General features: G+C 50.8%; 24 protein-coding genes. 15 read left to right on the top strand and 9 right to left on the bottom strand.

Going from position 1 to position 21,644, the window contains the following annotated elements:
- The first annotated feature begins 187 nt into the window (after nucleotides 1-187).
- Nucleotides 188-574, top strand: coding sequence for a hypothetical protein (locus ACIQY3_RS11560; protein WP_403019442.1), 387 nt, complete (start codon nucleotides 188-190; stop codon nucleotides 572-574).
- 1,994 nt (nucleotides 575-2,568) lie between these two features.
- On the opposite strand, the gene ACIQY3_RS11555 is transcribed toward ACIQY3_RS11560, so the two are convergent.
- From ACIQY3_RS11555 to ACIQY3_RS11535, 5 genes are read right to left on the bottom strand one after another with little or no spacing between them, the layout of a single operon-like run.
- Entirely contained in the window at nucleotides 2,569-5,217 is a 2,649-nt protein-coding gene (locus ACIQY3_RS11555) for a hypothetical protein (protein WP_403019440.1), read from the bottom strand.
- 2 nt (nucleotides 5,218-5,219) lie between these two features.
- A complete protein-coding gene (locus tag ACIQY3_RS11550) occupies nucleotides 5,220-6,665 on the bottom strand; it encodes a hypothetical protein (protein WP_403019438.1) in 1,446 nt (481 codons plus the stop codon).
- The gene (locus ACIQY3_RS11545; RefSeq protein WP_403019437.1) at nucleotides 6,662-7,144 is read right to left on the bottom strand and encodes a lytic transglycosylase domain-containing protein; all 483 of its coding nucleotides are present in this window, start codon (nucleotides 7,142-7,144) and stop codon (nucleotides 6,662-6,664) included. Before ACIQY3_RS11545 ends, ACIQY3_RS11550 begins: the two co-directional genes overlap by 4 nt.
- Nucleotides 7,144-8,265: a hypothetical protein gene (locus ACIQY3_RS11540; protein ID WP_403019435.1), complete on the bottom strand. Its 1,122-nt coding sequence runs from the start codon at nucleotides 8,263-8,265 to the stop codon at nucleotides 7,144-7,146. Before ACIQY3_RS11540 ends, ACIQY3_RS11545 begins: the two co-directional genes overlap by 1 nt.
- A complete protein-coding gene (locus ACIQY3_RS11535) occupies nucleotides 8,216-8,815 on the bottom strand; it encodes a hypothetical protein (protein WP_403019433.1) in 600 nt (199 codons plus the stop codon). Before ACIQY3_RS11535 ends, ACIQY3_RS11540 begins: the two co-directional genes overlap by 50 nt.
- A gap of 86 nt (nucleotides 8,816-8,901) precedes the next feature.
- On the opposite strand from ACIQY3_RS11535, the gene ACIQY3_RS11530 reads away from it, so the two are divergent.
- A complete protein-coding gene (locus ACIQY3_RS11530) occupies nucleotides 8,902-9,606 on the top strand; it encodes a hypothetical protein (RefSeq protein WP_403019431.1) in 705 nt (234 codons plus the stop codon).
- Here ACIQY3_RS11530 and ACIQY3_RS11525 read toward each other — a convergent pair.
- From ACIQY3_RS11525 to ACIQY3_RS11510, 4 genes are read right to left on the bottom strand one after another with little or no spacing between them, the layout of a single operon-like run.
- Nucleotides 9,590-10,213, bottom strand: a complete 624-nt coding sequence (locus tag ACIQY3_RS11525) for a hypothetical protein (protein ID WP_403019430.1) — start codon at nucleotides 10,211-10,213, stop codon at nucleotides 9,590-9,592. The genes ACIQY3_RS11530 and ACIQY3_RS11525 overlap by 17 nt on opposite strands.
- A 2-nt stretch (nucleotides 10,214-10,215) precedes the next feature.
- The gene (locus tag ACIQY3_RS11520) at nucleotides 10,216-11,847 is read right to left on the bottom strand and encodes a toprim domain-containing protein (protein WP_403019429.1); all 1,632 of its coding nucleotides are present in this window, start codon (nucleotides 11,845-11,847) and stop codon (nucleotides 10,216-10,218) included.
- Between the two features lie 3 nt (nucleotides 11,848-11,850).
- Nucleotides 11,851-12,456 (bottom strand): thermonuclease family protein, encoded by a 606-nt coding sequence (locus ACIQY3_RS11515; RefSeq protein ID WP_403019427.1) that lies wholly within the window; start codon nucleotides 12,454-12,456, stop codon nucleotides 11,851-11,853.
- A 26-nt stretch (nucleotides 12,457-12,482) separates the two neighbouring features.
- Complete coding sequence (locus tag ACIQY3_RS11510) at nucleotides 12,483-12,800, bottom strand: hypothetical protein (protein WP_403019425.1); 318 nt, start codon at nucleotides 12,798-12,800, stop codon at nucleotides 12,483-12,485.
- Between the two features lie 258 nt (nucleotides 12,801-13,058).
- Between ACIQY3_RS11510 and ACIQY3_RS11505 the strand changes: the two genes are divergently transcribed.
- From ACIQY3_RS11505 to ACIQY3_RS11445, 13 genes are all read left to right on the top strand, one after another.
- Nucleotides 13,059-13,253 (top strand): hypothetical protein, encoded by a 195-nt coding sequence (locus ACIQY3_RS11505; RefSeq protein WP_403019424.1) that lies wholly within the window; start codon nucleotides 13,059-13,061, stop codon nucleotides 13,251-13,253.
- Between the two features lie 24 nt (nucleotides 13,254-13,277).
- Nucleotides 13,278-14,498, top strand: coding sequence for a hypothetical protein (locus tag ACIQY3_RS11500; RefSeq protein WP_403019422.1), 1,221 nt, complete (start codon nucleotides 13,278-13,280; stop codon nucleotides 14,496-14,498).
- Between the two features lie 17 nt (nucleotides 14,499-14,515).
- The gene (locus tag ACIQY3_RS11495) at nucleotides 14,516-15,352 is read left to right on the top strand and encodes a hypothetical protein (RefSeq protein ID WP_403019420.1); all 837 of its coding nucleotides are present in this window, start codon (nucleotides 14,516-14,518) and stop codon (nucleotides 15,350-15,352) included.
- A gap of 496 nt (nucleotides 15,353-15,848) precedes the next feature.
- On the top strand, nucleotides 15,849-17,057 hold the full coding sequence (locus tag ACIQY3_RS11490) for a hypothetical protein (RefSeq protein WP_403019418.1): 1,209 nt from the start codon (nucleotides 15,849-15,851) through the stop codon (nucleotides 17,055-17,057).
- Nucleotides 17,054-18,070: a tyrosine recombinase XerC gene (gene xerC, locus ACIQY3_RS11485; protein WP_403019416.1), complete on the top strand. Its 1,017-nt coding sequence runs from the start codon at nucleotides 17,054-17,056 to the stop codon at nucleotides 18,068-18,070. Before ACIQY3_RS11490 ends, xerC begins: the two co-directional genes overlap by 4 nt.
- Nucleotides 18,071-18,144: 74 nt before the next feature.
- Nucleotides 18,145-18,459, top strand: a complete 315-nt coding sequence (locus ACIQY3_RS11480; RefSeq protein ID WP_403019414.1) for a hypothetical protein — start codon at nucleotides 18,145-18,147, stop codon at nucleotides 18,457-18,459.
- Nucleotides 18,452-18,754 carry a hypothetical protein gene (locus ACIQY3_RS11475; RefSeq protein WP_403019413.1) on the top strand — a complete coding sequence of 101 codons (303 nt, stop codon included), beginning with the start codon at nucleotides 18,452-18,454 and terminating at the stop codon, nucleotides 18,752-18,754. The genes ACIQY3_RS11480 and ACIQY3_RS11475 overlap by 8 nt, the downstream gene beginning before the upstream one ends.
- Nucleotides 18,754-19,491 carry a hypothetical protein gene (locus ACIQY3_RS11470; RefSeq protein WP_403019412.1) on the top strand — a complete coding sequence of 246 codons (738 nt, stop codon included), beginning with the start codon at nucleotides 18,754-18,756 and terminating at the stop codon, nucleotides 19,489-19,491. The genes ACIQY3_RS11475 and ACIQY3_RS11470 overlap by 1 nt, the downstream gene beginning before the upstream one ends.
- Nucleotides 19,492-19,527: 36 nt before the next feature.
- Nucleotides 19,528-19,821 (top strand): hypothetical protein, encoded by a 294-nt coding sequence (locus tag ACIQY3_RS11465; protein ID WP_403019410.1) that lies wholly within the window; start codon nucleotides 19,528-19,530, stop codon nucleotides 19,819-19,821.
- Between the two features lie 13 nt (nucleotides 19,822-19,834).
- Nucleotides 19,835-20,086, top strand: a complete 252-nt coding sequence (locus ACIQY3_RS11460; RefSeq protein ID WP_403019408.1) for a hypothetical protein — start codon at nucleotides 19,835-19,837, stop codon at nucleotides 20,084-20,086.
- A gap of 230 nt (nucleotides 20,087-20,316) precedes the next feature.
- Nucleotides 20,317-20,661 carry a hypothetical protein gene (locus tag ACIQY3_RS11455; protein ID WP_403019407.1) on the top strand — a complete coding sequence of 115 codons (345 nt, stop codon included), beginning with the start codon at nucleotides 20,317-20,319 and terminating at the stop codon, nucleotides 20,659-20,661.
- 85 nt (nucleotides 20,662-20,746) lie between these two features.
- Complete coding sequence (locus ACIQY3_RS11450) at nucleotides 20,747-21,088, top strand: hypothetical protein (RefSeq protein ID WP_403019406.1); 342 nt, start codon at nucleotides 20,747-20,749, stop codon at nucleotides 21,086-21,088.
- A 72-nt stretch (nucleotides 21,089-21,160) separates the two neighbouring features.
- Nucleotides 21,161-21,643, top strand: a complete 483-nt coding sequence (locus ACIQY3_RS11445; protein ID WP_403019404.1) for a hypothetical protein — start codon at nucleotides 21,161-21,163, stop codon at nucleotides 21,641-21,643.
- Nucleotide 21,644: the final 1 nt, after the last annotated feature.

Genomic DNA, 21,644 nt, shown 5'->3' with positions numbered 1-21,644 from the left:
ACTCTAGGCGGGAAGTATATTTCAATACGACAGCAATTTGCGGCAGTCTTCAAAAGAGAGCGACACAAGCAGGCGCAAGGGCTGTGCCCTTAAATCGCTGGATGGGTTTCGCAGTATTTACCCGTTTGCCTGATTGGAAAATCACCACTTAGACCGGATGAAGCTAAGCAGTAAGGAGTAGCTCGTGATGAGTCATGATTACCCGGAGTACCCGTCTGTATCGGCAAGCGTTGAGCCATCGCGTTACATGGAAGCAATTGAGGCCCTCGAAGGCGTGCGCCAGGTGTTCTGCGACGGTGAAACGATACTGGTACCAGAGACGGAGTTGGAAGCTATTGCGATGCTGAAATCCCGTTTCGGTGCCATTACGGTTTACGGTCAAGCTCAGGCGTACGAGTTTTCAACTAAGGCACGCATCGCTGGCGTTTGCGATCAATTGTTACACCTCGGGCAGGCTGTGCGCACATGCAGTGGCAAAGATGCTGACGAGATGGTAAGTGCTGCCTTGGAATCTCCAAGCGCGACGTTATTGGCATGGTCAGCCTTGTACGGCTCAAGCATGAATCCCAACTAATTTACCGCTGGCCGTAACAGGCGGACGAGGAGGTCGACTTGGTACGTAGACCGAGAAAGAAACCGTGGGTTGATCGCCGCTGCTGTGATTGGGAAACGTTTCTTTCAAGCCTGATGCACGCAGCGGAGAAATTGAGATTCCCTTTGTTGTTGGTGAACTGGTGCGAAGCCAGGCGTTTCTGGCGCAGATACAGTTGCACTGGAGCTGAAGTCATCAGGATGCAGCGCAATCGTGAAATGAACGATGCACTTTACAACGGCTACGGAGATCCCCCTGACGACGGCAGAAATGAAAACAAGGGCGGAGGCCCCGGCCCGGCCAAGCCCATCAAACCTTCACCAATTAAGCCTCCCGCATTGGCATGAGCGCCAAAAAAAATTTAGCACGTCTGGTTTTTGGCCTAAATTCTCAGACGAACCCACCTAGAAACAAGACGGAAGTTCCTATGAGTAAGTGCAGCAGGCTGGATCAAAGAATGGTTGTGATGCCGGGGAAAATGGAAATGAGTGTCCTCATCGGTTCCATCTTGGCCGGTGTCCTTTCTTCAGTCGACGATAGGGCAATGGGGGGGTTGGCAGGGGTGGCATTGGCGCTCATGTTCTGGGTAATGTTTGTGATCGCCACCGGTATAGCGAACATTGGTTTTTTTCCCCATCAACGACGTGCACCATCAATTGCTTGCCTGATCGCACCATTCTCGACTGGACTCACACTTTTACTCTTGGGAGGTTGGCCTGGCGTTCGGAAGGTTTAGTAAATCCCACCAGATATGCCAGGCCACACCATACACAAGAGAGTTCTCATGACATCCGGAAGATCCAAACCACTTACCGCAGCAGATCGTGCAGCCTTAAACGAGCTTCCCGAGGCTGGCTGGTTCGACGTGGCGCACGCACCGGTTGCTAGACCTTCGTATCGCTGCGAACGCCTAGAAGCGGCAGGCCAACTGGAGCGTCGCGTGGTCGACCTGAAAATTCTCGATGGGTACCCTTCAGCACGTACCGAATATCGCCGCCATCCGAAGCCAATTGCGGATTGGTCGGAGGCCCCAGACGGCACCACTCATGTGATGAGACCTCCGGGTAGTGATGGTGTGGTTTGGATCAAAATCGAAGACCCTTCTGAGGCGTTCTGGAGGCGGGCAGGGGCAACAGGTTGGCGACGCTCTACGGAAAATCCATCAGTCCTACTAAAGCGCCGATGCGTTGAACCGCGCCCGAAAACGGCTGAATAACTTTAAAAGATGGATTTTGACGCCACAGTCCGCATAGACGCGGGCTTTGTCACTATAGAGCTGGGCGTTGGCCTTGAAATTAACAGGGAAACCTAATGGGCGATTACATCAGTACGGTTGTAGAAATACGGGGGCCTAACGGATGGCAGAAGAGTGAAGCTGCCGTGTTCACTAACGATCCAACTTGGCCAGGGCATGACGCATCCGATTTCACTCAGTACGCGTTTTTCTGGCAGAACTATACAATGTACTCACTGTTCGCTGGTGTGCGTTCACGTGAGCACGGAGTCATTCCCATCGCTCCGGATCGTGGTTTTCCAGTAGATGCCTCGGATGCAGCTCTGAGGGAAATTTTAGGGGGGGGGAGCCGCAAGCTGGTTCCACTCAGATGAAGATCTCGAAACTGTTGCCCAGAAAGTTGCGAATCGGTATCGCGACGAGACGTTTGGCCTGTCGTGGCTCAGCGCGGCGGAGTTGCGGGAAGTTGACTATGAGACCCAGGTTACTTCGCATGATGATCCCCTTGACACCATGCCTCTAAAAGAGGCGCTAGGACGCCGATACTTCGAACACCTTGAGCAACTCTCGCAGTTGGGGAGCGCGGATAATGTGCGGATTCTCTTCTGTTTTAGCCAGTAACCAAAAAGCCGCAGGATCAAGCCATATCACAGCCCTCGCCGAGGACTATGTGAAACCTAAGCGTCCAGCTTACATTGCGCGTGCTTTGCCTTGATTTGCGCAGGGCAAAGCACGCGAGCTTTTACTTATGGTTAATCCAGCTCTTCAATAGACCTTTGAGCCTTTCTTTCTCCGTAGGCTCAACCGCGTTCCTCTCTGTCTCTGGATAGTCCAAGCCTTCACTGATCACCGAAAGTGAGTGGTTCACGGCGGCCGCCGCTGCACTCTCATCGCCACCGTTGAAGAACAGCTCCGTTTCGTGCAGGGTCGTTTTCACTTCCTCGTACTCCACTGCCGATGCCATCCACGGCATGAAGCTCATAGAGCGTTCAACGGCCGTTGCCATAGGCGAGAGCTCCGCAGGCGCTTCGAGAGTGGCTTGGTAAAACATGTCTGATTCTTCCAGGTGTGAATCTGGCACAACCAGCTCTTGTTCGGAGTGGTCATCCTGAACCTCGACAAACACTTCAGCCCCGAGGAAGTCGGCGAGGGCGGACTGGCCAGATGGTGGAGGTGCATTCATTGCAGATCCCCCTCCAGATCCCGTGCTGCCACCGCCGTTCAACAACGACAGATCAATGTCTTCCTGGTCGCTGTCGTCGAACGCATTGAGCCCTGAGGCTTCTGCCAGCTTCTGTACACCAAATTGGCCACTGTTGCTGTTTTCCATCAAATGCGACCACATGGCGCAGGTTTCTGCATACGAGGTTGGGGCGGCCTCGATTATGTGGCTGATTAGCCCCGTCGGTTTGTTGGTGTCGATCAACTGCTCATCGTCGACGACAAGTTCCGTCAGGATCGTGGATGACTGATCTTTGTAGAGTTCCATTATGGAGTCGATGATCAACTGAGTTGAGAAGTACTCAGTCATTTCATTGAGCATCTGTCTGGCATCGTCACGAAGCATCAGCAGAAGCTCTTCCCAATTTTTATTCGGGCTCCACTTCATATATTTGAGGATGGTTTCCTCATTTGGGATCTTGGTCTTTGGCATCCTCACGGGGTACCAAAAGTCAATGAATCTCATGAGCTGGTTGGAGTCTTTATCTTTTATCCCGTGGTTGTAGCCTTGAATTTCGTGAACCTTACCTTGATACGACAAGAATGATTGCCCGAGACGTTGCGCCTTGATTGCTTTCTCAGAAATACGTCCTTTACTTTCAAGTCTCACGCCTTTTGCAGCAAAAACGCTCCCCATGTCACCAATTCGCTCGTACTCGCCACGAACCAAGACATCAGCTTCGCCTGCCAGATCAATTGCAAGCTGTGTTGTCTCTTTATCATCGATGTACATGATTTGCTTAAAAGCGGAGTTTGCGAGGATTTGTTTGGTTGTCTTAGATATATTTTCGAGCATGCCGGGAGCATCTTGTGTCCCAGTCATAATTCCGAAACCGAGGCCGCGAGCTTGAGCGTTTAGAATTTCCTGACCTTCGATGAGCATATAAGCATTCTCATCATTTATCACGCCAAACGGGATTTCACTGTTTGTCGGAAGGTTGTGAACAATGTCTTCGGCCGAACCTTCAAACACTGTACCAAGGCCTACAACCATGCCGTTTTTCGTTGCCGTCAAAACTATTTTGCCGAGGTTACTAAGTTCCTCGCCAGACTTTTCCATACTCGGGAGCAAAGTAATTAAGATTCGGCCGTTTAAGACAACATCCTGGTAGTCGATCTCGCCTTGGCCCACCATATAAATGTGCCCATATGTATCCGACAAACTTGAAAGAGAGCGGGTGAAGTAGGCTTGGGCAAAACCAAACTGACGCGTTACCTCTTCGGGTTGTGCGTTAATTGCTACTTCTTCATCGTAGCCTGGTAAAGACAGTAGATAAGCTTGGAGGGCGTCACGAGATCGCTTTGTAATATTGTTGTTTTGATACAAGCTTACAAAGTTCTTGAAAGCCATGTTGCTTCGGAGTACCGCTGGGTCAATTTGCAGCTTGCCCAGTTCTCTCAAGTCCGTTAGTGCAGGCATCACCGCTGACACAAGTGCCACTGCACGTTCAGAGAACAACTTGTTTTCACCTTCGCTAGGGGGCATGAGAGAAACAAGGAGTTGTGTATTGCTATCAGCCGAGCCGCGAGCAAATACTGCGGCATCGTTAGATAACCGCTCTGCAAAGTCGCGCTTCTCGGAAGTGAGGCCAGTAATATAGTTCGTGTTCCTTACATCATCGTCCCGACCGAAAATCCGGGCGACTGTGCCAACTTGAACTAGTGTCTTAGGTGCTGCTTTCGCATCCTGAAACGCTACGCCTGAACCGACGGACAGGTAGCAGGTTATATACGAGATGATACTTTCAGTTTTGCCCGAGCCTGTAGTTCCTAGGATCAAAAAGTGCTGGGTTAGTGCACCGAAGTTGGCCCAAACTTGCCAGCCAAACTTCTTGATACGTCCAAGATAGAACGAACCTCTAGCCTTGTAGTACCCTTTGCCATCCCCCGGTTTCGGGTCGTTTACATCGTTCTTATTGGCGGAGATTGGCAGGTGAATTGGAAGTGTGTCGGGCTTTGTAATTACCGCCAACCAAAGTAGGGCAAATATAAATAGCGCAAAAGGAATAAATGCAGGGAATATTGCGATGATCAATGTCGATATAATTGACCAAGCAAGTGGTATCCACGGGTACTGAAAGCAGTCCCAGATTTTAGTCCAAAGACCACGTGGATCGACAATGTATGTGTCTTTCTTGATTTCAAAGCGTTCGTGAATGGCTCCGCTCATGATTAGGGCTCATCACTCGATTTTGTTTGTGCAGTCGCCGCAGCAGCTGGTTTCTTAGCCGGTGCTTGTTCGAACAGCGTGGAAAGGGTGTTGTTTGCCCCAGCCTTATTGCCTTGTTTCTTTTCTTGCTCTTGGCGGGCCTTATCCAACTTGGCGTTAGCCTCGGTTACCTGCTTACGTGCAAATTCCTCTGAGTACTCCTCAGGGTCGATCCAGTGCTCCCGTGACAACTGATCGCGCATACCTTCGATTGCTCCCAAGACTTGCGGGATTGGAATTTTTTTCCCCAACAGGCGTTCTATCTGGGCGTGTGCCCACGGCCCGTTGGCTTCAAAATATGGGCATTGACCTCCCTGACCGCATACTGCGTACCAGAGTGTTCGGTTTACGGGCTTCAGCCAGAGCAAATTTGCGTGGACTAATCGTCCCTTTTTCCGTGCGAGCGCGAGTGTCTCAACCAGTACGTTGACCGTATGAGCGTGTCTTTCAATTACTTCCAGTACAGGTCTTTTCGAAGCGTATTTCTGCAATAGTTGGTTAATGCCATCCGTATTCGCGCTATGGGGTGTAATGATTTGACCTGACTTGTCATACGTGGCTTCTTTGAAGGAAAACGCAATTTGTTCGACCATCTTCCAGGCTTCGAGCCGCTCTCCGGCAGCTTGTGTTACGAAGATGGCATACAAGGCCTTTATGAGTGGTGGCAAGGCCTCATATCCAGTCCAGTGGCCCCCGCACTGCTCGGAGAAAACCTTATCGGCACGCTGAATATCGAAGGCAACGTTCTGAAAGCTTGGAAGCTGACGACGCTTTACGCGGAAGGGTTTGAGCTTGAGATCTGGTGAGAATGCAGGAAGTTTGACCATCTTCTGTCGATCCAACTTACTGTCAGAGTCCACAGGTGTCTTAGACGCCCAGAGAAATCCATGATCAAGGGCAAAGTCTAGTGGCATTGCGTAAGTAGCCCACGGGCCAATATACGGATGCTGAGACAACAGATTTTTGCCGCGAATGATCGCAGAAGCTGGAAAGTGCTGTGCCTGAATCTCAATAAGGTCGTATACGTTCCGAATCTCACTTCTGTAGCGAAAGCGTGCTACACCCCTGTAGGTCGACCATCCCCACCACATCATCAAAGGGCACATCACCCATCGCCATATGTAACCATGCTGAGCGAAGAGTTTAAAAAGAGTCACGATACCGTAATCCCCTGCACGCATTTTTGGAATCGCGGCACGGGCGTTGATGATTTCACGGAGTTCCGATTGGCTCATCAGCCAAGGCAAATGTTCATAAACTCCAAAAGAATAGTAAGAAGCGTACAGTGATGCCCAGAGAACTGGAACTCGCAGTAATAGCCATAGCACGACTGGAAAGATGATCGCCAGCGAGAGGGGTATCAGAATGTCTGAAAAGGTCGACTTTCCTTGGCTGTAATCATCGCTCATTCTTCAGCGTCCTCATTGTAGAAATGCTCGAATGCTTTTTTGAGCTTGCCAGCATAAATTTTGTTGTATTCAGGTGTTGCCGAGTGATAGTTGGCAATTGCAGATAAATACGAATCTTCATCGTGTATTTCTGCCTCTTTTTCTGGAGGCAGTATTTTCCTTAGATGCCACGCCGCGATTGTTACATTCACACAACCGTCATTCCTGACCTCATCTTCGGAGAAACCTAGGTCGTTAATGGTCTTACGATGCATTGAGTTGAGTTGGAAAGGCCCAATGTCATATGTTCCATTCTTATTGGCGCGGCTGTTCTTCCCGACAGAACCACCCTCAACCCAGAGAATTGCCAGCAATATGTCCGGGTGGAACGAATATGCTTTTGCTGCTCTGTTAAGGCACTCTGCGGTCAAAGGCTTTAGCTGCGCACCATGTGTTACTGGTGTGAGTAAAATCAGCAACACGCTTATAAGAATTCTCATTACCGCATTCTCTGTCCGGCTGTCGGTTTGTTTTGTTGGACTTCGCGGCCAGGTGACAGGGCGCTGATAGATGAAATTGTCGCGAGTTCGATTCCTTGATAAATATTTTCGAAGCTTCTGAAAATGGAATCCAACGGATACCCATCCAAAAGGATTTCCCTTCTGTCTTCTATGGGCAAGAGCTTCATTTCATTCAAGACACCTGGAATGCCGTTTTTCCAGCATTCAGACAGAATTGACCCCGATTGCTGAAGTAGCATCGAACCAAGTTGCTTTTTTTCATTTAAGTTGAGTTCGAACCGTTCAGAAACTGTCGTCAGTGTTCCTGCAACAACTCGTTCGGTTAGAAACTCTGTGACTGCCTGAGAGACACGCTGAGGGTCGTTGATGAAGTACGGAAACGCTGCATATTCCAACATTACTGCTGATGTCGCGCCTGCCAAGTCGATGGACAAATTCCATTCCAGTGAGGTGTCCGGAATTCCGGACTTTGTGATGTTCTTAACATCACCGGCAAGTGCGATGAAGGGGAGGAGATAGTCCGATTTTCCAATTTCGGTAACGGTGCCATTTCCCCGATCAATGCTGTTCACGAAAATTGGCATGAGGTAACCGGAGATCAGCGAGGTAAGCCATGCAGGCGATACATCAGCCGGTACGTCCATTGCTTTCGCAACATGCAACGCATCATCACGTACGCGAGCGAGTACGTGCTGCATGATCCGCGTGGTGCGATCAAGATCAACGTTTGGGTCGATCCACTTTGTCAGGGCGCTCATCAATGGCCCTAGCACCTGGACTGTATGCGCCGCCGCCTTGATAGCCGTATCTATTTCGTACTCAGCGTTGGCCTCAGCAATGAATTTGTCCGAGAGCACGTCTGGATCAATAGACAACTGCCTTGTGTGTTCTGGCTGCGCGGCCGGTTGCTTTACGGGTTGTTCTGCACGACTTGGATTCGAGCTTCCCTCGGGTTTAGGTGTGGGTGCCCCAGCCTTCTCCACTGGTTGAGAAGCAGACTTTGTTGTTTGGGAGCTCCCAAGGCTTTTGGTCTGATCACCGGCCAACAAATCATCGAGCAGAAGGGAATTTGATGGCTTGTGGTCGTTCGAGCTGTTCATCGGAAGCACCTTTGCTCAGGAGTTTGTGATCGAGTGACGCAGGCCAAGCTGCAAGTAGTTCTTCTGGAAGAGAAGACTCCAGCTCCGGTCTCAAGATGTCGTTCATCAGATTTGCGAAATAAGGTTCGATTGGAACCACTCGTTGCATTTCCGGTAGCTGATTCCATTCTTCTGGTGAGTAACCGAGGTGCTGCTTACCCAGACAAACTGCGTGTTCTAAGCACGTATCCATGAACTGATAGGCGAGAGTGAAGGCAAGTGGAGAAATCTTGGCTACCACCTCACTGCCGTAAGGTGAGTCGTTCTGGACGAATGTGAAGGGGAATGCCTGGGCTGCTGGCACATTCCCGGTTTTGATCCCGGAAAGGTGGAGCAGGACTTGAGCGTGCATAACCAGCGCCGGCAAGAGCGGGCCAGCTGCATCAAGGGCAAAGTGCAGTGGCATTGGCTGCTCCTGCACGCTGATTGCGGCTACGCCGTGAGAATGGACGCTACGCTCAAGAAGCTGAGAAAGACGATCCAAGGAGCTTGGGGCATATGCGTAATCCATAGAAACTCCGGATGAACTGATCAACTCGGAATGCTACCAGCTATGTATGGTATTGTGTACTGATACGGATGTTCTAAGAGCTTGCGATGCTTTACACCACCCTCAACTCCTATGATTCCCATCTTCGCTTAAGCGGGGGGACGTGTAGTTGGATCGTCAATGATCAACACCTTGAACGGATATCGCTGGCGGCATCGTCAAGAAAGGCGGTCAATATACGGTCATCCTCGCGCGAAGGAATTGACCTGTTTTTTGAGTGGTCGCGGGAGCAAGCTGCATTCAGATGTACTGCGGGAGGGAGGCCAGCTGGGATCATTACGATGGACGAGATAAAGGGAGCGATAGGAAAAAAAATTCCACACCAGGCTGTTCCAGTGCAGGTCTGTCTCATTGGTGATGTCGACGTCTACCGTAAAGGTGTTCTTGATCCGCTGAGCGGCATGGTCAGCGTCTATACCGCTACCTTGAATCTGGCCACCAACGGAGCTACGGCGTACCTGCTCAATGGACGAAGCGAAGGTGGGGAGGGAAGGCTGGTATTCGGGCTTTCAAAAGGGGATCCATCGATCCATGCACTGCATGTCCCAAGTGACACTCTCAGCTTATTACAAGCTCGCCTGGCAAAAAACGGATGTGCCCTCGTCGATACGGATTCACGTTCTAATAGTGAGCGCGAGTTGACCAGAAGCGGGGATGTGAACTCGACTCAAGCGTTGAGGCAGATACTTCAAGTTCTTCAAAACAACACCTCACAAGCCCCCCCTTCGAAAGGCTTTACACCCCGGCGGTAGCCATCGGCGTGGCTGTTGGTTGTGAGGTTTCTTGAGTCTGAGGGTACCGGCTTAGTCGCTCATCAAGCTCATATGCTGCAAGCAGCGCGTCGTAATTAAGAGGCATCTTCCATAGCCATTCATGTTGAGCCAGTCGTAAGTGGTGACAGAGGCTAGCTTTTGCGATTGATGCCTTTACCGGCGGCGGCATCGCGCACATATGCCGATCTAAGCTCATTGCCAGCTGGCTAGGACACTCCTCAATCCAAACCGACACCAGGTCACGACAATTCGTCTCGGCTAAGTGTTGCAGCTTTGGCAGTACAAGAGAGCCAATTTGGATGATTGGGTGTAGCCCTAGATCCTCTACAGCAAGAATCGAGGCCAAGCTGAAACCTGAATGTCGACCCCCGACAATCCAGTGACCAACGATTTGGTTGGCCGCGAGAAGCGTGAGGAACTCTTGCTTATCCACACAGTGCCGAAGCTGTCCGTTGACCTCGCCACTAAAAAGCGGAGCAGTGGTAGTGGGTAGCACTACTCCGTAGGCCTGAGGATAGATTTGAAGCAAATTGCGGGCGAGTTTGTTACTGCTCTCACCAATCTCTCCGCAGATGGCCACCCACATAATCAACCCACTCTCAGCATGCTTTTAAACGCCCTAGTGGACTGGGTATCAGCCGGATTGTCCTGGATCTTCGTTATGAGCTCGCTCATGGCGACGTTTTGAAGCCAAGGGCCCCATTTCCCGGCAAGCTCTTTGAGCTCTGATGGTTCAAGGGGGCCGTGAGCAAGGGCATATTGTTGAAGCTGGCGCTGATCACCCGAGAGGTCTGCGTTGCTTGAAAGCGACTTGGCGAGGCCGGCGAGCGCATCGAGACCATGCGAGTGAGATACCAGGTTTTTTAGCTGGGCCCTCACTTTGTTTGTTTGGTCATGAGCCATCCATCGACTGGCCAAAAGCACTAGCGGATGCCATTCCTCTATGAGGGCGTCTACGTTTTGAACGTTGTTCAGGGCGTAAATATCCTTGGTGCTCAACCCGCTAAACTCCGCTGCTCGATCAACGAGTTTTTCGCGTAAAACCCCAGTGGATTTTTGGATAAACAGTTCCAGTTCTTTCAGATAGTGCGCCCGGTCTTCAAGCGAGATGCGTGTACCATTTTTGAAGCAGAGAAGTTCGCGAGTGCACGTTTCATGGATAAATTCATCGAGCGGGATTGCGTTTGCTTTTGCCTTGGCGAAAGCTTCCGGCCCTTCCGCGCGAAGCAAACTGTCTGGATCATGGCCATCGTTCAGCAGGATGATTCCTACATTGAGTGTGGGGTCGTAATGCTGTAGGAGGACTTCCATGCTCCGATGCATTGCCTTCAACCCGGCCGCATCGCCATCCAGGCAAAGCCAGAGATTTGTAACCCCATGGTCGCGAAGTAGCTTTAGCTGCTGCACAGTGAGGGCTGTGCCCATCGGAGCTGTGCCGATTGGAAAACCGTGCTCAGACATGGAGGTGACGTCTATATAGCCTTCAACGAGAATAGCTTCCCCGCTGGCCATGATTTCCCGCTTATTTTGGTAGAAGCCGTATAGAAGCTCGGACTTGTCGAAGAGAGGTGTCTCAGCTGTATTCAGATACTTGGGGAGCTTGGGAACAACGCGCCAATTGTCTTCACCTGAGGTTTTTATCAAGCCATCCCGTTCCATGAGCCCCAATAGGTGCTGCGCCGCCACAGTCGCAGTGGGCGCGGGCAATCCAGATTCCTGGAAATGCTCACTGGTTTTTTCAACGGTGATCAGCGTACTTGCTGGTTGCATGAATAAAGATTGAGCCGCATCGAGTAGCAGCTCCTGACGCACGCTTATGTCGCCGGTAACAAAGTCCGGGTATGCGTCCATCAAACTTCTGTCGGGGCCCGGCTTTATCAGTCGTCCACCAAAACCACACAGCACGCCGTCATGATTCATGATCGGAAACATCAAGCGGCCCCGGAAGAAATCCAGTAGCCGTTCTGAGTTTGACTGTTTTTTGAGGCACCCACCGACCAGCGCGGCGTTTCTGACTTTGGGAGCTGAGAAGTGGTCGACCAACCCCCGAAGTTTATCCGGTGCGTAGCCAACACCAAACTTCCATATGGTTTGCACGCTCATACCTCGCTGTTCGAGATAAGCCTGGGCCTCGGGTGCGTTCACATGGGTCTTGTAGTAGATCTGGCTTACCTTCAGTGACTTTTCAATCAGCTCAAGTTCTTGTGGCTCGCTGGACATGGTTCAACCTCTACGGAATTTCCATGGTGGAGTAGGGCTTGGATTGCTCCACAAGCCAATTTTTTGCATACGTGCACGTTGCTCAGCAGCTTTGAAGCTCTGTACGTACCCGGCAAAAGCGGGTTTCTCTGCGTAAAGGGAATAAAGCCAGGCGGCCCCATTTTCCAGTTGGAGCAGGTTCACATTGCGCTGACGCTCATCGAAAACGATGCCGATCATTCGGCCGTAGGCGTCATGACCGAATGACTCAATGCTGATATTCGCGGAGCCCCTGAGGAGTTGCGTCAAGGACGCCTTGGATGACATTCCGTAATCTTGTTGCTTCTCTGGGGCATCAATCATTGCCAAGCGCACGCGGTACGAGGTGCGCCCGTCCGCCGACCGAACTGCAATAGCGTCGCCGTCCAACACAGCCTCGACGCTGTACTTCTGGGTCGCTTGGGCAGTTTGGCCATTTTGGGTCGAGCTGCTCGTTTTCTTTTTCAAGGCATCAAGTGCTAGCTCTGTCACAACACCGCCGGCTTCGCTAGCGAGAAAACCTGCTGAGGCGTGGGGCGCTGTCACTGGCAGTGTCAGCATGAGCAGACATGCGATGTTTCTTGGATTCATCGGATTTCCTTTTTGACGTTGGCGTCTTAGCGAGGAGGGCGGCATTCATTTTTTTCTACGAACGTTTCTTCAAACGTCCCGGTCAACTGGGCGCGCTCAGTGTCCACGCTGAGCTTTTCCAACATCGTCGAAAGCGCGCTCCGCATATGGGAACGATCACCTAAACCAGATGGACGCATGAGGACGGCAGCAGATTCAGTCGTAGCTGTGCGATCCCTCATACGCGCTACCCAAGGCAAGTAGGGCATCGGCTCTCCGGTCTTTGACGACTGATGCCAGAGCTCATGCAGCTGGTAAGCGGCCAAGGCATTCCCCAAAGCGATCCGAGACTGGAGTTCATCCATAAATACGTCCTTTTCCTGAATCGATGACGTGACTGGGAATGTGGCTCTGACGGTTGCAGCCTCAGTGTCCAGGCCATGGCTTTTCAACAGCGCCTCGGCCTGCCTTGTAAATTCGAGAATCCCGGAAGACATAGCAATCTCAGAAACTACGGATAAATTGTACTATACCGATGTCTCGTGTATAATTTCTATTGTGTAATTTCAATCGGCCGAACTCGAATGCATGTAGGTGGGCCAGGTAAAGATGGAGCAGTTGTGATGGATTGGAAGTTGACTTTGCTGTTCTGCCAGCTCGAAGAGCAGGCAACTGGCCGGGCGGTACTGGTGACCTATCACCGTGGGTCGTATCGAATTGATGGCGGGGAGGGGGTTCCAAAAGAGAACCTCGAAAATCGAGTGCGGGCGCTCAAGTCCAAGCTTAGCAACTACCCGACCCGTTTGAAGGTTGCCTGATCACTCGGCTAAAGGGGGAGCAAAATGTCCAATGGCAAAGTTGAATTGCAAAGTCGGGCGCGGATCGTGTGCTTGGCCATCACTGCTGGATTGGCGATAGGATTCATCGTCTATTGGTTAAGCGGATCACCGTATGCCAGTTGTTTTGCTTCTTTTATAGGCTACCAGTCGGCTGACCTGGTGTTGCGTGGTAGCGCTTACCGGAAAACAGCGTTCCTCGCTGTAAAAAGGCACTTCCAACAAAGTTGGTTTGCAATCCTGCTTGGTGCCTTTTATCTGGTGGTGTCGCTCCTATTTGCTGAGGATACACAGCGACCGGAAACCGAATTCACCGAGGCAGTCTATTCGGGGTTTCAGCGGTTTGGTGTGCTGGTGCTGGCTTTCTTCGCGTTTCGGCCGATCTTCAACGCCGGGATTAATGGTGAGCCTGCGCGTTACCTTGAGGTGATCAAAGCCATTGCTTGTTACTTCGGCATGCTTTGGCTACTTGGCCATTATGGTGATCAGGCACTGGAGGCGGCGATTTCGTCCCCCGAATCCGCTGCGCAATATTTGCTTGTTGTTCTCCTCTTAGCGGGAATGCTTTGGGTAGGCAATAGCCGCAACCATTCTAAAGGCGGATACGAATACCTTATTAGTAAAGGATATGCCACGAGTTCGCTTCACAGAAACACGTTGCTGCCGACCACAAGGGATAAGAAATATACAGCTGCCCATGAATCGGCCCACGTCATGTGTTTTGCTGCACTCAACGTTTTTCCTGATGATCTACGTGTGGTAATCAATGAGCGGCCCGACTGTCAAAATCTCCTCGGGTACGTTCAAGGGTTAGACGAGCGTTGCCTGCACTCTAAAGCACTAACAGAGTGGTTCATGATCATGCTGTTGGCGGGCAGAGAGGGCGAGGCGCTCATCTCAAATAAGCCATCACAAGTAACGCTCGGCGCAATTGGTGATTTGGCTCGTTGGCAGGCTTTGGCCCATGAATACTTGCAAATGCAGGATTATGGGATTTATTACTGCGAGCCAAAAACCTTACAAGAGCAGCAGCGAAACGAACTTGCCCAGGCAGCTTTGCTTGGGGGGCAGCTGAAGTTGCTTAAAGAATTTCTGACGATGAATAAGCAAATACACGCCGAAATCTCAGAGTGTCTGCTCGACCGCCAGCAGATAAACCGGGCTGAGCTGATTCCTTTTTTCGAGAAGGTTGAGTTTCCATCGAGCTTTCCAAGAATTTACAACTGAAGGTCTGAAGCTTAATCATGACAGCAAAAAACCAACTGATGGAAATGACAGTTGCAGCTTTTGAGCCTGGCGCTAGCCGTAAGGGGTTAACCAAACTCCTCATCGACCATTGCAAGAGGGAGGATAGTCCGGACTTGTTGCTACGCACCCCGAATCTGGCGCTTTATGAGTTAGATCCACATGAGGCTGATGACGTTCTAGATTTTGCCTTTTCGGTCGTTGAAGCAAAGAGAATTGAGCTATCTCACTTCGTAAGCCAGCAACTAACTTACTCCGTGCTGGCGGGCAATTTTGTATTTTCAGAACATCTTCTTACCAGGTCAAGTGCGATAGGGCTCATTCCTCTTGGATTATGGTTTTGTTACTGGACAGATCACACGGATAGATCAATTAGTTGGTTGAAAGAGAATATTGGTCGCGTCAAGGTATTTTTTGAGTCTCGTTTTTTTGATCAGTTCTGGAAGCATATGTCCTCGCAGGGACTGATAGATCTCTTGCAACTGATTGGCCGGGCCGATTTGGAAAAGCGGATCTTGTCCTTGCGAAAGGCAGAGCAGGATTATTGTGGTGGGCTTTCAAGATTGATCGATCTCGGAAGAATTCCTGATGACCTTATCAATGCAAAGATTCAGAGCTTGATTGTAGCGCGGGATATTTCCAATCAGCTGCATGCCAATCAAATGACGATTGAGGACAAGGTTTACATCGCGGAGACGACACTCGATGCATTGACTGAGCTTTTTGTAGATGCAGTATGCGTAGCCCCGGATCATGATGCTCGGCGCTTGCTCAATGGCTTTGAAGCGATCCTAGGTGAGAAGGTGGTTGATCAAGATGACCGTGATCGAGCCTGAAAAAGAGTATCGACAGCGGCTGAACTCCGCTCGCAACAGTTTTTTGATCTCGGCGACGGTCTGGAATTGCGTTTATAAATCGCGCTCCTACGTGAAATGTGGAGTATCTTACCCCTGCGAACAATGCAGATTTCACGTACGAGCGGATTCACAGATGGAAGGGCTGGAGGTCACGGATTACGGGGCCTCCAGCTTTAAGAGTATGGATAACTCCCTAAAAGGTTCATTATAGGGAGTTATCCGGTAGGGCAAGGGAAGCCCGGCCGGGCTGGCCCGGTTTCGGGTTTGCTTGATTACTTACCGGAGGGTTCGAGGTTGTGAATGGACATCCGGGTTCAGTGATCCGCTACGGCCCACCTCTCATCCTGCCTTTCCGGTTTCTGTTCCAGGTGCTGGTGTAAGTCGATAATCAGCAGCACGCACGGCGATTCACGAGATCCACTGAGTTATTTAATAAGTTAGTTAGTTAGTTAGTTATTTGGCACCGGAGGTGCGCATGCGTCTGATGGAGAAGAATGGGAACCTTGTTCGTACTTTGACCCCTGCTGAACTCGATCAGCTTCAGCGGTTTCATGCCGGCTCCCTGACGAGCTATCACCTTTTGACCGCAAACCGGGCGTTACTCAAGATCCGTTCTGACGGCCATTGGCTTGCCTGCGAGTGCAGGAATGATCATCTTCCGGTGATGCACGTACGACTGGATAGCAGTTCGGGCATTGTCACGATGGTGAATAACCCAGAGACCCATGACCACGCCGTCGGGTGCGAATTTGCCAAAGATGAGCGTGAGACTGGCTCGGTACGAGTTCATGCCGAGCGCTTGGCGATCATGCTGCCGCCTGACTCACCACTGAAATTGATTGGCCAATTCCGGCAAGTTTCTGAAGGTGATGCCGTTGAGAGGATTCGAAACACTGGTGCCGATGGCCCTGCTCAGAGAGAGCAACATCGCCAGGTCTCCATGCTCATGACGTTAATTGAGGCGTCCGGTCTCAATAGCTACTCCGCCGAGGGCAAGCAGACGCTGACTCAACAGTTCGCTGAACTCCGTAAGGTCGCAGCGCGTTATGCATTGGTTGATCGCGTACCAGCCAGCAATTACCTAGAAACGCGCATTGATATGAAGCACATGCTGATGCTGAAGTCGCGCCTCGTTGAATCAACCGCGTTCCAGGATAAGCGCCGATATGGGTTGATGCTCGATTGTGTCGTTGGAACTAAGGGGCGCAAGTTGCTGACTTTCGATAAGCCAGAAGGCTTTGATTTCAAGGGCCAAAACCTATTGTGGGGCGGCACCAAGACCGAGGGGCCTGTGTTGGCACTTGCGATCTACTCCCCTTCTACACCGGGCACAAATTTCTACGAGCTCATCAACGTGGCAAGTGTGCCTGTACTCTCGCGCGGTCATTTATTCCCGGTTTATCGAGCCGAGGAACGTGAGGCTTTAAGTGAAATGGTGAGCATCATCAATTGGATGGCAACCAAAGGGGTCAAAGTTGTTATGCGGCGTCCAATGATCGGTTCATTTACCATGGATGAGTTGGTGCTGACTGGTGCAAATGATCGGGTACTGTCGGTGTCTCTAGCGGCCAGTCCATCCGGCCCTGAGCCTACGTCCGATACCTTCAAGCGCTTGTCGGATTTCAAAAGTTTGCAGACCTTCAGCAAGTATGTGATGGGCTTCTTTATGAACAACAAGAAATGAAACGCGGTGATACCTGGGCGACTGAAATAATGCATATCCAGTCTGCCACGTCGAATGAGATGGTCAGTCACCCTGCTGATGTGACAATCGGCCAGGTGGAAGAGGCTTGCAAAGCATTCATGCGAAGCTTGCAGCCTTCCAGCAAACTGACAGTTCGGTTCATCATGAAGCAGCTTGCTGATGACTTGGGCTTCCCTGTCGGAGATAGTCAGGGCAACCCCTTCAAGGTTGAACAGTTACCGTGGCACGTGCTGACCAGCGATAAGGTGACCGCCGTCGTTGATCAGTGGAAGGAAAAAGAACTCACCAAGCAGACCACTTCGTTACGTCTCTACGTGATCAAGGGGATTGCGCGCGCCTGCTTTATGCGCCATCTCATGAGCGCGCACCAGTACATGATGCTCAAGGAGATCAAAGCGTCTGGTGGCACCAACCTGATTGGTCGGGGACGAGAGATCCGCAACGATCTTCGGGATGCTCTATTGAAAAACTGCATGGATGATGAGCGGATTCAGGGCCTTCGTGATGCGGCTATGATCGCCCTCCTCTTCGGATCCGGGATCCGGCGCGCCGAAGCCACGAGTGTTCAAGCAGAAACGGTCGATCTAGTTGAAGCGGAGTTCCGCATTAAGGCAAAGGGGGCCAATGTGTCGTTGGTTCCGATGAGCCCGTTGGCGGTACAGCATATGGCCGCCTGGCTTGAGGTTCGCAACAAGTTAGTTGGGCCTCGCGGCCCACTTTTCAGTCGAATCTTGAAGGGCGGTAAGGTGTTGAAAAGTGGGATCAAGCCAGACTCGCTCTACCGGCTAATGATGGAGCGATCACTTAAGGCAGACTTGCCTTATCTCGTCCGGCCGCACGATGCACGTAGGACGATGGCCACCAGAATCATCAAAGAAGAAGGTGAGCTTGCAGCCCAGGCCGCGCTCCGGCATAAGAATCTCTCAACAACCCAGATTTACGATATGCGTAAGCGTGAAAAAGTGAAGGAAATACTTAGGTCTTTTGACTAACAAGGAAATATACTTCTTGACTATGCGAGAAGTATATTTCATTATTCGTAATATATTTTTAACGTGGACAATATATGGAACGTTTAGGTGCCTTGTGGTTGGTGTGCGTGATTTTGCTGATTGGTGGGTGCGGCGAAGATCGTAATCTTAGCCGTGATCGCAATCTTCCCGTGAGTGGTAAAGAAATTAAAAAGGCAATTGATTCCTCGGCATGTATTGCCAGCAGGGTTCGAGATGCATTGGCTTTTGGTGATGTCATCAAAGGCTTCAAAATGGATAGTATTAAGGAAGACTGTCTGGAATATGAGGCGTTGATTGAGCAGCGTAAAGCGGCAGGCGTTGACACTCGCGCTACCCTTGAGCTGGAAGAGAGACCAGCTAATGAATAAAAGCATTTTTTTCATGTTGCTTGCTTTAGCGTCTATGTTAGTCGGTTGTGACAAAATGGATGAGCCTGTGAGCGCAGATATGCTAGCCAAAGCAATGGCATGGCCATGTGTTTCTGTAAAAGTAAAAGGTCAATTATCCACGGGGAACGTAATAAGTCGCGAGCAGCTTTCGGGAATGAAGGAAGCTTGCTCTTACACAGAAATTCAAATTCGTAAGGTGGCTCTAGAGGAGCAACTTAAAGCTGCTGGAATGGAGCCGACGGTAAACCACATTCTGACGAAGGAGAGTAACTAATGCGAGCGGCTCCAATTTATGCTGTGGGTTTGATGTGCTGTGTTGCTGCAATTGTTGGTCTCTTTTATTTCATCCCGGATGCGAATCAACAGGAGTTTGATAATGCTCAGGCCCGCGCCTTGTCCACTGAAGATCCATGGACGGCGTATACAGTCTATAAGGAGGAAATAAGGTGGTTTGAACACTGTGGCCGCACAACCCGATGCCCAAAAGGCTACCGTGAAGATACGATCCTACAATCCCTTCTGCTGAAGGCGCTTGATAGTAAAAAATCAGACGCTTACATTGAGCTTTACAGTTCGCGTCTTAACTGGAGCTCGTTTCTCAAAATCCAAACTGAATATGCACCAAAACTCTTGGCTTTAGTGGATAGCCAAACATGGGAAAATACGAACAACGAGTTTGCTATGTACTTTACGGCCGCAAAGCTACTTGAGGGGGGCGATTTTATTACAGCAGACACCCCTAGAGCTGCTTCGTATCTGGTCAAGGCGTGGAAGAAAGGCGCAATTATCGCACCGTTGTATTTGTCAAGGCTATATAAGCGCTCTAATGATTTTCACAACGCTTACTTGTGGTCATTACGTTGTGTTGGGGAATGCCGGTTTAACTCAGTGCGCGAGACCTTCGATGGTTATCAGTCAGGGTTGAGTAATACTGAGATTGTTGCCATTCAGAAAGTTGTGAATAATAAAACGGTGCTTAATGTTAGCGCCGATACGCTCGGCAAGCATTGAGTAGTTTCCTCAGTGATTTACAAAAAGGATTAGCACTTGAAAAGGCTTCTGCAACACGCCGTCACACCATTGAACTGGTGGGTCACCCTCTGGTTTAGGTTTCAAATGTGGATGTGTCATCACGCGGTTGAGATCATGCGTCCAGGAGAGGGCAAACGCATCAAGGCCAAATATTTCGCTCTTCGAGACAGGGTTAACGCAGCCGAAACTATCAACCACGGTAACAACGAGCAAGTGACCCGGCTCCATGAAGAAATGAAAGCCTTGTTGGATCGCTATTTCGAGTTAACTGGGAGGGCTCTAGACCCTCTGCATCAACCGCTGAAGTAACCAGGAAAAGACCATGGCCATTGAATTCCGCAGCGTAATTTTCAAAAACGTCACCACTGGATTTCATGAAATTGTGCCGGTAGAACAGGCCCTGGAGTTCTCTGACGCCTCTCGCGACACTCACGACGTGTATGGCGCGCTGAGCAGCAGCAAGTTCCCCTTCGCGTATGCGAAGCCCTGGTACTTCACTGCATCGGGCAAAACCTCGCGAATCGGAGCTGGTGCATACGGAGATACTCTTGTTGTTCAAGCGGCGCAGGTATAGGAATTGTCGCACGCTGTACCCAAGCCCGCCCTGTCGCGGTTTAGCCCGTAATGAGGGACGCTTTCATAGGGAGCCTCACTCCCCGGCTCTCTCGCTTGCAGCCCTTATACAATGGCGATTTTTTATGAAATATATTTCCTTTGAAATGATGGAAATATATTTCATAATGACGTCGGTATATAAAGCCATTGCAGGTATACAGATGGTTTCGCGCGAAGTAGGTCATTGCCATGAAGGTTAAAGAATTTCGCGGTATCACGGCCGACATGCGCCGGCTGGTTAATGATTGGCATGCGTGTGTTGATCAGCTGGAGCGGGAAAGCTGGCGAGAACGGGCCCATCGGTTTCTCGCATTGTTCCTGAGCGCCAGTTGCTGCACCGCCACTCCCAAGGATTTGGCTGACCGTTTGGATGCATACCACGACTACACCGGGCTTGCGATGCAGACGGTGTTGAGCGGATCCACCTCTAAGCCCGTCTCTATGTCCCTTGCTAGCCGGTATAACAAATCCCCTTCCCGTGCTGTCCGGCTAGCCCGTGCGGCGCGCGGAGCCATGCGGCGAGGGTATTTTTGAGTGATGCATGAACCGTGGCGGCACTCGATCTGGTGTCGCTGACCATCTGATTGAACACTACATGTCTTGGTAGAGGAAAAGGCTCATGAGCAGATTCAACGAGAAGCAGAAAAAAATCCTTGACGCTTTAGGCGTTGGAAATGTCGCACGCGAAGCGGGTGTTTCGTCCGAGCCTCTGGGCTGCTACCAGGTTGGTGATTACGACTGGTTCGCCGCAACCTCTCCCGAACAAGCACTGGAGCTGATGCGCGAAATAGCTGATGAAGAAGACTGGGATCCGAGCGACTACAAAGTCACCCTGGCCAGTGATGAAATGCTTGATAAACGTTGGCGCGAAGAAGATGAGCCCGACAAGGACGTTGGCTCGCTACGCGAGTGGTTGGCAGAAGCCAAAGAACCGGGTTGGATTAACGGCATCGAGCCATAGGTAAAAAGCATGAAATAGGCAAACGCCCAGATTTCTCCCGAATACTTGCACAACCAAAGAGGGGAAAGTTTTATGAAACCAATCTACATTGCTGTGCTGGCTCTGACCTGTCTGAACACCTCTGCCGCGAGTCTTCCAGCAGCGACACCAACGGTTGATCTGGCGACGCTCAGGCTCGATTGCGCTGCCGCTGAGGCTGGGGTCGCGTTGTCCAAGAAAGCCCTTCAGGATCTCGACAGGCAAGGTTGGGACACTGCAAAACTTTGCGCCCTGGCAAATACGGGAGACGCGACAGTTGCCGATCTTGAGAATGAGATGGCTCAATCAGTACCTGTCACAAAGGGAGCAGCGGGTGGGCACAACTGCGTTACCACCGGGCCGAACTCGCCAATCGTTGTCGGTGAAAACAGTGCTGTCGTCATTAATGGGAAGATCTACGCGCCGGGGCAAAGCACCGATTGCGCGCCGTCATCCAACAATATCTCAACGCATGGCGCGAACAGTCCAATTATCACTGGCGCTGGCTCTAAGGTAATCATTCATACAGAACAATAGG

This window comes from Pseudomonas sp. NPDC096950, from assembly GCF_044762525.1.
In the GTDB taxonomy this organism is placed as follows: Bacteria; Pseudomonadota; Gammaproteobacteria; order Pseudomonadales; family Pseudomonadaceae; genus Aquipseudomonas.
This window is presented reverse-complemented; position numbering and strand designations above follow the sequence as displayed.